This window comes from Shewanella sp. SNU WT4, assembly GCF_006494715.1.
In the GTDB taxonomy this organism is placed as follows: Bacteria; Pseudomonadota; Gammaproteobacteria; order Enterobacterales; family Shewanellaceae; genus Shewanella.
On record NZ_CP041151.1, the window covers coordinates 2,057,054 to 2,072,051 of the forward strand.

The 14,998-nt window shown below is 46.8% G+C and carries 16 protein-coding genes; 3 read left to right on the plus strand and 13 right to left on the minus strand.

From position 1 onward, the window contains the following. The first annotated feature begins 1 nt into the window (after position 1). Positions 2 to 304 (plus strand): integration host factor subunit alpha, encoded by a 303-nt coding sequence (locus tag FJQ87_RS09210; protein WP_140932386.1) that lies wholly within the window; start codon positions 2 to 4, stop codon positions 302 to 304. A 97-nt stretch (positions 305 to 401) separates the two neighbouring features. Next, a complete protein-coding gene (gene lpxM / locus FJQ87_RS09215) occupies positions 402 to 1,352 on the plus strand; it encodes a lauroyl-Kdo(2)-lipid IV(A) myristoyltransferase (RefSeq protein WP_140932387.1) in 951 nt (316 codons plus the stop codon). A gap of 91 nt (positions 1,353 to 1,443) precedes the next feature. Here lpxM and FJQ87_RS09220 read toward each other — a convergent pair whose 3' ends face one another. The 5 genes from FJQ87_RS09220 to FJQ87_RS09240 all read right to left on the minus strand — a co-directional run bounded on the left by FJQ87_RS09220 (position 1,444) and on the right by FJQ87_RS09240 (position 5,721). Continuing rightward, positions 1,444 to 2,610 (minus strand): aromatic amino acid transport family protein, encoded by a 1,167-nt coding sequence (locus FJQ87_RS09220; protein WP_140932388.1) that lies wholly within the window; start codon positions 2,608 to 2,610, stop codon positions 1,444 to 1,446. Positions 2,611 to 2,916: 306 nt separating this feature from the next. Then, a complete protein-coding gene (locus FJQ87_RS09225; protein WP_140932389.1) occupies positions 2,917 to 4,173 on the minus strand; it encodes a HAMP domain-containing sensor histidine kinase in 1,257 nt (418 codons plus the stop codon). Then, positions 4,170 to 4,907, minus strand: coding sequence for a response regulator transcription factor (locus FJQ87_RS09230; protein ID WP_140932390.1), 738 nt, complete (start codon positions 4,905 to 4,907; stop codon positions 4,170 to 4,172). Before FJQ87_RS09230 ends, FJQ87_RS09225 begins: the two co-directional genes overlap by 4 nt. Before the next feature lie 30 nt (positions 4,908 to 4,937). Next, positions 4,938 to 5,132 carry a hypothetical protein gene (locus tag FJQ87_RS09235; RefSeq protein ID WP_140932391.1) on the minus strand — a complete coding sequence of 65 codons (195 nt, stop codon included), beginning with the start codon at positions 5,130 to 5,132 and terminating at the stop codon, positions 4,938 to 4,940. 88 nt (positions 5,133 to 5,220) lie between these two features. Beyond that, positions 5,221 to 5,721, minus strand: coding sequence for a PepSY domain-containing protein (locus FJQ87_RS09240; protein WP_140932392.1), 501 nt, complete (start codon positions 5,719 to 5,721; stop codon positions 5,221 to 5,223). 161 nt (positions 5,722 to 5,882) lie between these two features. Between FJQ87_RS09240 and FJQ87_RS09245 the strand changes: the two genes are divergently transcribed. After that, complete coding sequence (locus tag FJQ87_RS09245) at positions 5,883 to 6,410, plus strand: hypothetical protein (protein ID WP_140932393.1); 528 nt, start codon at positions 5,883 to 5,885, stop codon at positions 6,408 to 6,410. A gap of 127 nt (positions 6,411 to 6,537) precedes the next feature. Here the strand turns inward: FJQ87_RS09245 and FJQ87_RS09250 are convergent, their stop codons facing one another. The 8 genes from FJQ87_RS09250 to hisD all read right to left on the minus strand — a co-directional run bounded on the left by FJQ87_RS09250 (position 6,538) and on the right by hisD (position 14,962). After that, positions 6,538 to 8,454 carry a U32 family peptidase gene (locus tag FJQ87_RS09250; RefSeq protein ID WP_140932394.1) on the minus strand — a complete coding sequence of 639 codons (1,917 nt, stop codon included), beginning with the start codon at positions 8,452 to 8,454 and terminating at the stop codon, positions 6,538 to 6,540. A gap of 98 nt (positions 8,455 to 8,552) precedes the next feature. Then, positions 8,553 to 9,245 carry a bifunctional phosphoribosyl-AMP cyclohydrolase/phosphoribosyl-ATP diphosphatase HisIE gene (hisIE, locus tag FJQ87_RS09255; RefSeq protein WP_140932395.1) on the minus strand — a complete coding sequence of 231 codons (693 nt, stop codon included), beginning with the start codon at positions 9,243 to 9,245 and terminating at the stop codon, positions 8,553 to 8,555. Between the two features lie 62 nt (positions 9,246 to 9,307). Next, entirely contained in the window at positions 9,308 to 10,084 is a 777-nt protein-coding gene (hisF, locus tag FJQ87_RS09260) for an imidazole glycerol phosphate synthase subunit HisF (protein ID WP_140932396.1), read from the minus strand. Further along, complete coding sequence (gene hisA / locus FJQ87_RS09265) at positions 10,066 to 10,800, minus strand: 1-(5-phosphoribosyl)-5-[(5-phosphoribosylamino)methylideneamino]imidazole-4-carboxamide isomerase (protein WP_140932397.1); 735 nt, start codon at positions 10,798 to 10,800, stop codon at positions 10,066 to 10,068. The genes hisF and hisA overlap by 19 nt, the downstream gene beginning before the upstream one ends. Continuing rightward, positions 10,800 to 11,459, minus strand: coding sequence for an imidazole glycerol phosphate synthase subunit HisH (gene hisH, locus FJQ87_RS09270; protein ID WP_140934055.1), 660 nt, complete (start codon positions 11,457 to 11,459; stop codon positions 10,800 to 10,802). The genes hisA and hisH overlap by 1 nt, the downstream gene beginning before the upstream one ends. Positions 11,460 to 11,497: 38 nt before the next feature. Continuing rightward, complete coding sequence (gene hisB / locus FJQ87_RS09275) at positions 11,498 to 12,571, minus strand: bifunctional histidinol-phosphatase/imidazoleglycerol-phosphate dehydratase HisB (protein WP_140932398.1); 1,074 nt, start codon at positions 12,569 to 12,571, stop codon at positions 11,498 to 11,500. Beyond that, positions 12,568 to 13,677, minus strand: coding sequence for a histidinol-phosphate transaminase (gene hisC / locus FJQ87_RS09280; RefSeq protein ID WP_140932399.1), 1,110 nt, complete (start codon positions 13,675 to 13,677; stop codon positions 12,568 to 12,570). Before hisC ends, hisB begins: the two co-directional genes overlap by 4 nt. Beyond that, a complete protein-coding gene (gene hisD / locus FJQ87_RS09285; protein ID WP_140934056.1) occupies positions 13,667 to 14,962 on the minus strand; it encodes a histidinol dehydrogenase in 1,296 nt (431 codons plus the stop codon). Before hisD ends, hisC begins: the two co-directional genes overlap by 11 nt. Between the last annotated feature and the right edge of the window lie 36 nt (positions 14,963 to 14,998).

Below are 14,998 nucleotides of genomic sequence, written 5' to 3' on the forward strand. Positions count from 1 at the left end.
TATGGCACTTACCAAAGCCGAAATGGCAGAACATCTTTTCGAGACTCTTGGCATGAATAAGAGAGTGGCGAAAGAGATGGTTGAGTCGTTTTTCGAGGAAATCCGTGGTGCTCTCGAAAATGGTGAACAGGTCAAGTTATCCGGCTTTGGCAACTTTGACCTCAGGGAAAAGAATGAAAGACCGGGACGGAACCCGAAAACTGGTGAAGATATCCCAATTTCTGCTCGCAGAGTGGTGACTTTCCGTCCAGGCCAAAAATTAAAAAGCCGTGTAGAACTTTCTGATATTCAGAAGTCTAAATAATCTAGAAAAGCCACTGTTTCAGTGGCTTTTTTTTTGTCCTTTGTTTAGTATTGAACGCTCCTTTTCGTATGACATTTTGTCTGACACTCTTCATCCCATGACTTCAGAAAATTCCACGAGTAAGTATTTTGACCGCCGGTTTGACTGGGCCTTATTGCATCCTAAATTGTGGCCGACTTGGCTTGCTATCTTTTTAATGGGTGTATTGGCTTATATTCCAGCCTGTGTGCGCGATAAATTAGCCAGCTTCATTGCTCGCGGCGTCTATCGGTTTGCCGGTAAACCCATAGCGATAGCCAAAGCCAACATTCATTGCTGTTTTCCGGATAAAACCTCTGAGCAAGTAGATGAATTAGTACGTGAAAACGTGCGCCATTTTGTGATGATTTTAATGGGGCAGGCTGAATTACTGGTTCGCTCTAAAAATCATATTCGCCGCCGCGTTGCTCTTGAAGGCTTTGAGCATGTACAGGCCGCGCGCGCAGAAGGTAAAAGCATTATCTTTATCATGCCACATGTGTGGGGTATAGATTATGCGGGTCTGCGCTTAAACATGGATTTACCAGCCTTGGTGACTATGGCTAAAGCCCACCGCAATCCATTATTCAACTGGTTTAATAATCGCACTCGTAGTCGGTTAGGCGGCAACGTCTATATGCGAGAGGCGGGTATTCGCGCCTTATTAAGTGAGTTAAAGCAGGGCAATAGCTTCTTTTATTTACCCGATGAAGATTTAGGCCCTAAAAACAGTGTTTTTGCTCCATTTTTTGCAACCACTAAGGCTACCTTACCCGTCGTTGGGCGCTTAGCCAGTGCAGGCAATGCTAAAGTGCTACCAATTAAGATTGGTTATGATGATAAGACTCATCAATTTAAATTAACTGTGATGCCTGCCATTAGTGAAGAGTCGATGGCGGGTAAAGAGCAAGAAGCGCTCGCCTTAAATCATGCCGTGGAAGCTGTTATTTCAGCGTTTCCAGAACAATACATGTGGTTTTTGAAGATTTTAAAAACTCGCCCAGAAGGGCAAGACAGTATTTATCCATAAGCTAATTATGTGACAGACACAAAAAAAAGGGCACTTGTTAGCAAGTGCCCTTTATCATTTCTAGCGGTTTATTATTAAGAACTGTGTCTGATTACGCTGGCCAGAACTGAGCCACTATGATGAGGCTTCCCGCTAAAGTAGCCAGGGCTAAGCATAGCTTGCCACCTTGCACTTGGTATTGACCATGTGGACTTGCTTGTTTGCGTTTAACTAGCACCATAGCCACAGGCAAGTAGATAGCTAAAATCACCAGTGCCACGGCGGCGTAGCCTAAGGCTAAAATAAAGCCTTGCGGGTAAAAAATCGCAAAGACTAATGGCGGCACAAAGGTCACGATACTTGCGGTAATGCGTCGGCTTTTAAGCATGTCTTGCACAAAATCAAACAGACCTAAACTGACCCCTAGGAAGGAGGTGGCTAATGCGAGCTCAGCAAATAAGTTCACAGCGTTACTCATGAACGGGTGTGACACTAAAGTTGATAATTGCAGCAGCATGGCGCTTAAGCCTGGGTTTGCCAGTAAGCTTGCTTGACTTAAGGAGCCTTGGCTTGCCAGTAACCATAAACAATAAATGATTAGCGGAATGGCAGAACCAATTAAAATAACGCGCTTTAGTGCTGAGGTATCTTTACCTAAGTAACGCACCACAGATGGAATAGAACCATGAAAACCAAACGAGGTGAAAATAATAGGTAAGGCGCTAATTAATAATCCTTGTGATACTGGCGCTGCGGCTAAATGACTGACATCAACCTTTGGTAGTAAGATAAAAAACATTAACACTAATGCCAGCATTTTTACCGCAAACAAGCAGCGATTAACCCAATCAACAGTGCGAGTTCCTACAGTCACTAAGCCTGCCACTAAGGCGGTAAACACTAATGCTACCCAAGGTGATGCTATGTCAGTCTCAAATAAGCTAGATACCCGCTGACTTAACTGCTCTGAGCCGCCAGCTATGTAAGCTGAGCATAAGGCGTAGAATAAAAACAGCATGGCAAAGGTCGCTACCCATTGACCTGTTTTACCTAAATAGTGATGTGCTAAGCCATGTAAGCTGACTTGTTTTGGGGCATCTTGATGAACTTCAATCATCAGTAAGGCGGTATAGCTCATGAGCAGCCAAAAAAAGATCATTAAGCTGATGGCTAAGCTAAAGCCAAGGCCTGCGGCCGCAAGAGGTAAGGCAAGCATGCCCGCACCAATAGTGGTGCCCGCGATAATTAAAATACTACCGAATTGGGTGGAGGTTTTCATTGTGTATCCGAATTCATAAAGTAAAAAAATGATCCGGAAGGTTGAGTTTATCTTACACTGCCGCTGCCGAACCAAGGAGGTTGGCCACAATGGCAAGCGTGTTATTCGCTATCTACGCCACTGTGGCAACAGATAGTAATAATAAGAAAAGCTCAGAAGCATGAAGGATTTACCTTTTTTGAAATGAGCCATCACCATATGGATTGGTTGCAGTATTGTCAATCATTGTGAGTTCACAGGCGTAAAACTGTGAACTCACGCAGATTATTTGGCCCGAAGATAACATTAGCTAGGTTACATCAGTGGCTAGGATTTTATGCTTGTACTCTTGATTAAGGCTGGTAGCTGCAGTTCAACCTTGAGCCCAGGATGATTATCTTGCAGCTCAATATGACCTGAATGCAATTGAGTAATGGCTTTGACTAACGATAAGCCTAGCCCTAAGCCAGAATCTGTGCGGCTCTTATCGAGGCGATACAATCGCTCAAACACCCGGCTGCGCTGGGATTCTTCAATGCCTGGGCCATTGTCTGCGACACTCACCACTATGCAGTCATTGCTGTGTTGATTATGCCTGTCATGATGACCATTGGCACTGCGCGCGCTGGTTTTCGCGGCGCAGTGAATGACAATTTCACTGCCAGATGGGCAGTAGCGAATGGCGTTTTCAACTAAGTTGGCAAAGAGTTGCAGTAGTAATTCTTTATCGCCTAATACTTGGCAGGCATCGCTGGACGCTTGGTAATGAAACTTAATGTTATTGTCATCAGCAACATCTTGATAAATATCAGTTAAGGTCTCTAAAATTGCGGACACTGATACTGGACTAAAACGGCTGCGGCGCGCACCAGACTCAATTTGCGAAATGCGCAGTAACGCATCAAAAGTGGCGCTAATGCGCTGCGATTCATCGATGGCTTTATGCAGCGCTGGCAGTGAATGTTCGCCATGGCCCTCAGGCATTAACTGCTCAATGGTTTGTAATTGATACTGTAAGCGACTAATCGGCGTTTTCAGCTCATGAGCTATGTTGGCAGAAATATCTGTCATGGCATCCACTGTGGCTTGTAATCTTGACAACATCATATCGACTGTGGCGCTAATGCGTGCCAAATCATCACTTTGATATTTAACCCCAGTGCGGGCACTTAAATCCCCTTCGGCCGCGGTTAGTAACACATGTTCAATAGTTTTGATGCGTAGTTGACTGCGCCGACTGATCACTATGATTATCGCAACCATACACAAGGTAATAATAAATCCTATGATCCCAAAGCCAGTGGCAAGGACTGTTAGCATGTCATCACTGTCGATAATTTCATCGCCATCTATGTAGGTTTGCTGACCGCTAGCCAGCATTTGTATGCTTTGGCGGGTAATGTCATCTTCCATGTCGTCTAATTTGTAATCGACGAAATAGTAGCTCAGCACTGTCATTAGCAGCATGCTGGCGATGAATACGCAGATAAATATCAGCCCTTGTTGTATAGCGCTACTGCGCAGCCACAACGGCGCGTAGTGGCCAAAGCGAGCTTTAAACCAGCGCGATAATCCGGGCTTCATTGCGCTAAACCTTGATTCGAACCCTGATTAGCACTGGGTTTAGCCTCTTGCATTTTGGGATTAAAATACAACTTATAACCAGCGCCTCTTACTGTTAATAAAATGCTGTCATTAAAGGGTTTTTCAAGTTTGTTGCGCAGACGACTAATGTGGGTTTCCACCACACTGGTTTGAGGATCAAAGTGAATATCCCACACATGCTCTAACAGCATAGTGCGAGTGATCATTTTGCCTGGATGGCGCATAAATAACTCTAAAATGCGATATTCTTTGGGTTGCAAGTCCAGCGCTTGGCCTTGGCGGGTGACGCTATGCTCGGTGAGATCCATATTAAGATCGCCGTATTGCAACAGGTTTGAGCGCATTTGTGGCGCGCCAGAGCGTCGTGTTAATGCAGATATGCGCGCTAATAGCTCCGAAAAAGCGAAAGGCTTTGTTAAGTAATCATCGGCGCCAGCTTCTAATCCTTCCACTCTATCATCGACGCCGCCCAGTGCCGTTAGAAATAACACTGGCAAGTTAACTTGGGCAGCGCGCAAGGATTTTACTAGCGATAAGCCGTCAAGGCCTGGCAGCATTCTATCGACAATAGCGACATCAAAAGACTGACTTAAGATCATAGCTAAGGCGTGTCTGCCATTATCTAGTACTTCTACTTGATGGCCAGCTTGTTGTAACCCTTGCTCAACAAATTGACTAATGCTTGGGTCATCTTCAACCAATATTATATGCATAACAATATCTTGCTTAAATTAAGGTGCTTATCATAGCACGGGGGAATGGGAAGTCGTTTGCTGGTCTATATCATAGGTTTGACCGCCAGCGAGCCATTCAATCAGGCTCATCATTAGGCCTGCAAGCATACTGGCACCTAAAGTCATTATGCCGGTCACTAACATGGCCACAATAATGCTTAGGCTCATTAACGATTTTAAGGTAAATAACAGGGTGGCTTTCATAAACACCTCTTAGCTGCGCGATTGCTAGGCTTAGTTTTAGTAGTGAGCGGCGAGTAATATGAGGCTAACGCTAAAACCAAAGCATGAGTTATAACTCAAGCCTGAGCTTGTGATCGTCAGCATTTAGCATATCGATTTCAAGGATGAGTGCCGTCGGCGTTTGCTCAAATTCGATGTTATAGACAGTCGCGTCATAATGTTGTTCAACCTTAGCTATCACATCAATTAACGGGGTGAATCTGCCTTGTAAAATGGCGACACTCATTAGTATGTCTTCACTATCTATACCATGGTCAATAAATATTGGGTCACTGATTTTGCCTGTGTTTGGGTCAACGAAGCGATCAATCTGCTCGCCTTTGGCCGTTAATAACGTGACTTCATAGCGACTGCCGGTGAAATACTTATCAAACTCAGCATCGATGGCAATGGCCTCTGTGGCCTTTTCGGCGATGATAATGGCTTGGGTTAAGCTTACTTTGGCCGAGTTTAAGTCATGGTAATTAAAATGGCGAGCAGTAGCCGCTGCGCTCAGACTGACAAGGCTTAGCAGCAATAGGCTGATAGCCATAGGGGTTTTAGTTATCATTATTTTATCTTGTAATAAGGCATGGCATTTTAATACCCCATAATAACGGCTGCAGTTGTCGTTGAGCTTGCCGTAACATTACATTTTTGTAAGGTAAAAATTCCTTTTAAATTTAGATTTTAGCCTTACACTGCCTTCAATTTATCTTTCTGAGTATGGTTATGAAAAAATCGAGTTGGTTAGTTGGCGTCTGTGTTTCATCGGTATTAATGGGCTGCGGCTTCGTGGGTGAATCTGATAAGGCGCAGCTTGAGCAAGCGTGGCTGATGCAACATAAAGATATTCAGCAAGCGTTAGAGTCGATTCGCACCCAAGGCTTAGATGTCGTTGCTAAAACATCGGCCGCGGGTAGTGTTAGCGCTTGTGTGGCTGACGCGCTAACTAAATCACCTGTGGGCGCCCTTGCCAGTGTCGAAGGGGCTTTGGCCGATCCTGCGGCTATTACCACTTTACTTAATAATTTAGAAAAGACACTCGATGGCGATGTGAGTCTTGAGTCTTTATCTGGTCTGTGGGAGCAAGGCGCGGACGCGGCCAAGTATGTTAAAGATTTAGTGTCCAAGTTTGGCCTTGATCAAGCCATGGCGCAGTTGCAGCAAATGCAAGAGGCGAGCGCGAAACTGGCGGACACTGACTTAGCGAGCCATTTCCAAGGCTTGTTGCTCGAATGTGAAAAAACGGCTAATTAAGCCGAGTGTTGGCAAATTCAGCTTTAACCCTAAAGGCTAGAGAATAAAAAGCATCGCTTGAGCGATGCTTTTTTGTCAGTGCTAATGTGCCAGTGTTTGCCAGTGCACTAATTTATCTGAGTGCTAATTAGCGAATGGCGTCTGGGCTTTTCACTTGGCGATTAGCGCCCACCACCATCATTTCACATTTAGGGCAATCAAATACCAGTTTCAATACGTCTTTGCCAATTTCTAAAATCAAAGGTTCAGCTTTGATGCCAGGCACTTCTTTCGGGCATAAATTGAAGTTAAAGCGTAAGCAATGCTTAGTGATCATTAATGGCACTTCTTCGGTTACACCATTTTTCTCATAAGTATCTTGAATTTCAATCACGCCATGGCGCTGATAAAAATCTTTAGCAGCTTGGTTAGCTACGTTGCCTAAGTAACTTAAATGCTTAGCCGGATAGACGGCATCTTGGTTATGGGTCCAAGGCAAAGGTCTTTGATAACCTGACACTCGCGCTTGTTCTAAGGCGCTGATGGCATCACGGCGCAGGCCATTTAACTGGGACGCTGGTAAAAACCAAGGCTGCGATACAGCTAAAGTGATTTGCTGGGCTTCAAAATCGGTAGCGCCTAATTTTGCCAGTTGACTGCGAATTTTATCTAACGCTGTGTTATCCCGCGCCGGCGTTTTGTCCGTTACTAATTCGCTATAACCACTAAAACCATAACTATCGGTAATGGTTAAGCTTATGCCTGCATCTGTATCTGCCAATACCATGTCGACCCCGATAATGCGTTTGGCTGATTCTTTAGACAGCAGCATTTCAAAGGCTTGGTTATGGTTGCGATATAAGGTCATGCCGACTTTTAAATCGTGTGGCACTTGCATGACATACAAAGTATGGCCATCAGCGCGGTTAACTCGTAAGCCTTGCAACTTATCGTCAGATTGTTTGGCCTTGGCATAGTTAGCCGGGAAATAGCATAAGCCATCGCCGTTATTAAACTCATGGCTTGATTGCACTTTGATAAAGTCTTTACCTAAGCCAATCACTTTACCGACATCTTGACCTATGTACTTAGGAGAGCGGAAGTCACTGACGCCTTGGCTGCGTTCATGCACAAAATAATCCGTGCCGCCGCGGTTAAAGGTCTTTTCCGGATCTGGCGTAAAGCTATGCTCGACTCGGCCATGAGAGGTCGCTTGCAGTTCAGGCCTTTTGGCGATAATGGCATCAAGCGCTTGACGATAATGGGCGGTGACGTTTTTCACATAGCTTAAATCTTTAAGGCGGCCTTCAATTTTAAACGAGCGAATACCAGCATCGATTAAGGCTTCAAGGTTAGCGGTTTGGTTATTATCTTTTAATGACAATAAGTGCTCGTTCTCAGCAAACACATCGCCTTGACGGTTTTTCAAATTGGCTGGTAAACGGCACATTTGCGAGCATTCACCGCGGTTAGCACTGCGGTTACTAAAGGCGTGACTTAAATTACATAAGCCGCTGTAAGCCACACATAAGGCACCATGAATAAAAAACTCTAAGCGCATATTGCTGATGGCTGCCACATCGCGAATTTGACTTAACCCTAGTTCGCGGGCTAATACCACTTGCGAAAAGCCTACCTGCTCTAAAAAGGCGACTTTTTCTGGGCTACGGTTATCCATCTGGGTACTGGCATGCAAGGCGAGCGGCGGTAAGTTCAGCTGTAAAATACCCATGTCTTGAACAATCAAGGCATCAGCGCCGGCTTCATACAGTTCCCAAATTAGCTTTTCAACACCCGCTAACTCGTCATCCATGATAATGGTATTTAAGGCCACAAAGACTTGGGCATTATAGCGGTGAGCAAATTCACATAGACGGGCAATATCGGCCACGCTATTACCGGCAGTGGCGCGGGCACCAAAGGCAGGGCCACCAATATACACAGCATCAGCCCCATGGCGAATGGCTTCAATGCCAAAATCGGCATTTTTGGCCGGCGCTAACAGCTCCAAATGGTTGGAAAGGGTAGGCTTAGGTTCAGGGGTATAAATTTCAGCTTGGCTCATGGCTCGCGCACTCAAATTGTCGGTACAAATAAAAAGTGCGCTAGTATACCAAATTTGTGAGCCATGCCATCCTTTGTCAGCAAATTTACTGCTAATAACTATCTTTGATGCCTGTCATATAAGCGCTGCTGCACATCATAAATGGATAAGTTTTGATCTTCGAGCAGCACCATTAAGTGAAACATCAGGTCGGCGGCTTCATTGATAAGCTCTTCTTTATCATGAGTTGCTGCCGCCAGCGCCGTTTCCAAGCCTTCTTCACCGACTTTTTGCGCCATGCGCTTAGTGCCACTGGCAAATAATGATGCTGTGTAGCTAGCGGCCGCTATCTTGTTTGGCTCATTAAGACCTTGCTGCTTTTCATCATTAAATTGCTGGTGGCGGCCTTGAATAAGCTCAGATAATTGATTGATAAAGGGCTTGTTCCAGTGTGAATGCCAGCAAGTTGTGGCCCCTGTGTGGCAGGTTGGCCCCATAGGTTTGGCCATAATCAGTAAGCTGTCATTATCGCAATCGGCGCTGATACTAATAGCTTGTAAGAAATTGCCCGACGTTTCGCCTTTGCACCACAATTGCTGACGTGAGCGGCTATAAAAAGTCACCTTAGCGCTGTCTATGGTTAAAGCTAAGGCTTCGCGATTGACATAAGCCTGCATTAATACTTCGCCTGTGATCACATCTTGCACTATGGCAGGTAGTAGGCCATCGCCTTTGGCAAAATCCAGTTGTTCTAACAGCTTATCGGCATAGAGCACTGTGCTTAGTCGTTTTTCTAATGAGCTTGAATTCATAACATTGTCCTAATTTGGCTGATCCTTTGATGACATTTATAATCTTGAGCCACACTCTTGAGCTAGCTCAGCCTCACGGCAATATCTTGCTCACTTAAGTAGCGCTTTAATGCCTGAATATTAATGATTTGCTGATGAAATACGCTAGCGGCCAGCGCGGCATCGACCTTAGCTTGTATAAAAACTTCAGCAAAATGGGTCATGGAGCCCGCGCCACCCGAGGCGATTAAGGGCACGTCACACCCAGAACGTATATGAGCTAACTGCTTAATATCATAGCCTTGGCGTACGCCGTCTTGATTCATCACATTTAAGACAATTTCGCCGCAGCCAAGAGCTTGCACTTGTTCCACCCAGTCTTGGGTAAACCAATCGGTTTGCTTCACTGTGCTGCTATCACCAGTAAATTGTTTTACATGGTAACTGCCGCTGTTATCGTCATAAAAAGAGTCAATGCCAATCACTATGCATTGGCGGCCAAATTCATCACATAAGCGGGATATTAGGCTTGGGTCTGCTAATGCGGGGGAGTTAATGGAAATCTTATCGGCGCCATGGGCGAGCATAGTGCGTGCTTGGCATAAGGTGCTAATGCCGCCCGCCACACTAAAGGGAATATTGATGCGCTCGGCAATGCGCTCAACCCAAGAGGTATCAACTAAGGCGCCGCGAGTACTGGCGGTGATATCGTAAAACACCAGTTCATCCGCGCCTTCATCGGCGTAGCGCGCCGCTAAGGGCACTATGTCGCCGACAATTAAATGATCGCGAAATTGCACGCCTTTCACGACTTTACCGTCTCGAACGTCGAGACACGGAACTATGCGTTTGGCCAACATGCGATTGCCTCCTTTACACTAAAGCGCTCTTCTAACAAGGCTTTACCGACAATAATGCCAGCAGCGCCGCTGTTACGCATCGCCTCAATATCCTCAAGGCTGGCAACTCCGCCTGAGCCTTGCCAGTGAACGCTGGGATAATGCTCGGCTAATTCTTGATACAAGCTAACATTTGGGCCCGTCATAGTGCCATCGCGACTAATATCTGTGACTAATGCATGACTTAACCCATGGCTTAAAAACTCAGCCATTAAGGATTCAAGGGCGATACCCGCATCTTGCTGCCAACCTGCTACGGCTAAGGATTTTTTGCCATCAATAATATTGATATCTAAGGCAAGGCAAATGGCATGACTGCCATAAGTATCGAGCCACTGACACACAAGTTTGGGTTGCTGCACGGCTAATGAGCCAATCACCACCCGATCGCTACCGCATTCAAGTAAGGTATGTAAGTCTTGCTCACAGCGCACGCCGCCGCCCACTTGTACTTGGCAGTTGAGTTGACTGACAAGTGAGGCAAGGAGCGCGCTTTGACGATTGTCTGGATGTTTGGCACCATCTAAATCCACCAGATGTAACCACTTAGCGCCTTGGGCTTGATAAGACAAGAGTTGACTTAAGGGGTCGATAGTAAACGCCGTGGCTTGCTGATAATCCCCTTGATAGAGACGCACTACTTGCCCATGAATTAAATCGATGGCAGGAATTATCATCAGTTCATCTCCATAAAGTTGCGCAGGATTTGCTCGCCAACCAAGGCGCTTTTTTCGGGGTGAAATTGCACGCCCATAAAATTATCGCGACCAATGGCGGCGCTAAACTCTTGGCCATAATGACAAGTGGCTAAAGTGAAGTTTGATTGCGGCGCGGCAAAGCTATGCACAAAATACACAAAACTGCCGCTGGCCACTCCGCGAAACAGCGGATGCGAGCTCACGCTTAGTTGATTCCAGCCCATGTGGGGCACAGGTAAGTTATCGGCCTGTAGCGGATTAATCTTGGTGGGGATTATGCCTAAACAGGCAACGTCGCCTTCACTGGAAAACTCAGTTAACAACTGCATGCCAAGACAAATGCCTAAGAGGGGTTGCTTAAGCTCAGCGATGAGTTGACACAAATCCTTGGCCTGTAATTGGCGCATGGCGGCTGTGGCCGAGCCAACTCCTGGCAATATGACTCTGGTGGCGGCGCGAATTGTGTTGATATCGCAACTTACAATTAACTGGCGTGCTTGCTTGCCAGCCCCTGTCGCAAACTCTTTAGTAAACTCTGCAGCAAGTACGCGCTCGCAGGCAAATTTCACTGAGTTTAAATTAGCGCAGCCAGTATCGATAATGACAGTAGTATCTATTATTTCAGAGCTATCTCTCATGTCAGTGCTAGCAATTATGTCAGTATCTGTACTCATGGTCATAAGCATCCTTTGCTTGATGGCAATTGCTTACCATCAACCTTAATGGCTTGACGTAAGGCGCGCCCTAAGGCTTTAAACATGGCTTCGACTCTGTGATGATCATTGTCCGCCTCGGCGCTTACATGCACGTTGGCGCGCAGGCCATCGGCAAATGAGCGGAAAAAGTGCGGGACCATCTCAGTTGCCAGTCCGCCGACGCGCTCCCCCTTAAAGCTGGCATCGCAGCGACTGTAGGGCCTGCCCGATAAGTCTAATAAGCATTCACCGCGCGCTTCATCCATAGGTAAGCTAAAGCCAAAGCGGCCAATGCCGAGTTTATTGCCTAAGGCTTGGCGGATGGCATCGCCTAATGCGAGCGCGGTATCTTCTATGCTGTGGTGATCATCTATGTGTAAGTCACCTTTGACTGTGACGGTTAGGCTGATGTTGGCGTGGGTTGCGATTTGATCGAGCATGTGATCAAAAAAACCTATGCCTGTGCTAATGACTTTGGTGCCAGGGTTATCTAAATCTAGCTCCACTAGAATATCGGTTTCAGACGTAGTGCGGCGTACGCAAGCTTGTCTTGGTTGATTCAATAACTGGTTAACTATTTGTCGCCAGCTGCATGTTTCTCGCTGGTATTGAATGCCGCGTACTCCCATGGCTTGGGCTAATTGCATATCAGTCACGCGATCGCCAATCACGGCCGAGCGGGTAAAATCAACTTTGCCTTGAGTTAAATAGTCTCTGACCAACCCAAGTTTAGGTTTGCGGCAACTGCAATTGTCGCTATCAAAGTGCGGACAAATCAGTACTTGTTGAAACTTAACCCCTTGAGACTCGAACACTTGCATCATTAAATTATGGGGTAAGTCAAAATCCGCTTGGGGGAAGGAGTGGCTGCCTAAACCATCTTGGTTAGATACCATCACAAGACCAAAGCCTGTCGCTTGCAATTGCAGCAGGGCAGTGATGGCATCTTTTTCAAAGGCTAATTTAGAGGCGCTATCGACTTGCTTGTCGGTAACAGGCTCTTCGATAAGGGTGCCATCACGGTCGATAAAGAGTAGGGCGCGTGCTTGGTTCATGAGTTCACCTTGTTCTTGTTTTGGTTGTCATTAGCATTGGCGAGGTTGGCATTGATGGCATCTAATGCCTTGATGACGCGCTCAATATCAGCACTATGGCCCACACTAAAACGTATGGCTTGGGCTAAGCGTGGATGTTTATACTGGCGCGCTACTATGCCGTATTGCTGCAATATTGCTGTGACTAATGAAAGTGACGACAGGGTTGCGAGCACAAAATTACCTTGGCCAGGCTGCACTGCGCTGACAGCAAGGCACTCGGTTAACGCGGCGGCTAATCTTTGTCTTTGTTGATTGAGGCTTTGCACTTGAGTGCGCATTTGCATTAGGCCGTCAGGCGTTAACGCCGCTTGCGCTAATAAGGCCACCGGCAGTGGCACAGGATAGGGCGCTATGATGCGCATCATCATGGTTAATATCGCAGGATCGGCTAAACAAAAACCGCAGCGCGCCCCAGCTAAGGCAAAGGCTTTGGACAAGGTGCGCAAAATTACCAGATTGGGATACTGCTCCAGTAAATCTATGACAGACTCGCTGGCACTAAATTCGATATAAGCCTCATCAATGACCACTAGGCTGGTGGGCAGCGCTTTTACTAGTGACTCAATGGCGGCGCGGCTTTGCAGATTACCGGTAGGATTATTGGGGTGACAAATAAACACTAATTTGCAGCCTTGCATAGTGCTGGTGGCTGTCACTGGCAATGACCAATCCTCATTAAGCGCGGTATCTACTACAGCGACATTATGGCTAGCGGCGCTAATAGCATACATGCCATAGGTCGGACTAAAGATGCCAATACTGTCTTGCCCACTAATGCAAAACGTGCGAATTAATAACTCTATGGCTTCATCGGCGCCGCGGCAGGTTAGTACTTGTTCGGGCGCAAGCTTGGCATAGCTGGCATAGGCCGCAATTAAGGCTGGTGGCTGGCACTCGGGGTAGCGATTGATGCCGACTATGTCACTATTATTAAACGGCGATTCGTTGGCATTGAGCCAAATTTCCCCAGCGCCGCCTAAGCGGCGCGCGCTTTCGTACACTTGTAAGTCTAATAATTCTGGGCGGCACAATTGCTGCGCTAACACTTGGGCATTACTCATCATTAGTCAGCTCCTTAAGACGGACTTTGATTGCGTTAGCATGGCCATCGAGTAATTCAGCGTTTGCAAGGGCAATTACGTGGGGGCCTAAGCTTTTAAGCCCCGCGCTGCTAACCCTTTGCACGGTAAAGCGGCGACTAAAATCTGCAAGCGATAAGCTTGAAACGCTGCGGCTATAGCCATAGGTGGGTAATACATGGTTAGTGCCACTGGCATAATCGCCCACAGACTCCGGAGTATAAGCGCCCACAAAAATGGAGCCGGCGCTGCGCACCTTAGCAAGCACAGCCTCATTATCTTGAGTTTGAATGATTAAATGCTCAGGCCCATAGCGATTTGATATAGTCACAGCTTCATCCATGTCCGCGCATAAAATCATGCGGCTATTGCTTAAGGCAGCGCTTGCTATATCGCAGCGTGATAACCGCGGTAATTGCCCCTCGATGGCGCGCTGCACTTGCTCAAGTAACTCGCGGCTATCACTCACTAACAAGACTTGTGAGTCACTGCCATGCTCGGCTTGGCTCAGTAAATCTGCTGCAATAAAGGCAGGATTGGCCGCGCCATCAGCAATCACTAACACTTCCGATGGCCCCGCTGGCATATCAATACTAATGGCCACACGTTTTGATTGGGCGACTTGCTGTTTAGCTTCCGTCACATAGCTATTGCCCGGGCCAAATATCTTATCAACTGGGGCTATGGTTTCTGTGCCAAAGGCGAGTGCCGCTATGGCCTGGGCACCACCTACTTGATAAATCTCAGTAATATCGCATTGACGGGCGGCATAAATAATGGCTTCGCTAATGGGAGCCGGGCTTACCAGTACGCGGCGGCGACATCTGGCAATGGCCGCGGGAATGGCTAGCATCATGACAGTGCTGATTAATGGCGCTGTGCCGCCTGGCACATATAAGCCAACGCTTTCAATGGCTTCGGTTCTCAGTTCACAATTAACCCCAGGGCGAGTTGCTAGCGCAATGGGTTCCAATTGCTGCGCTGAATGAAACTTAACTATGTTGGCTATGGCATAATCTATGGCGGCTTTGAGCTCAAGGCTTAAGTTGTTACCAGCCTCTTGCCAAGCATTTGCTGGTAACTTCAGCGGCGCGTCTGAGTTATCAAACTTAAGGGTTAATCGGCGAAGGGCGGCGTCGCCATCGTTTGCCACTAATTGCAAAATCTCGCTAACGCTGCGCGTAACTTCATCGCTGCCAATCTGCTCGGCGCGTTGCAAGCAGGCATGTTGCTGCGCCTTAACAAGGCGACACCATTCCACGATTGTCATAACTTGGGTCATGCTTGGCGGATTTATTGACTGCAT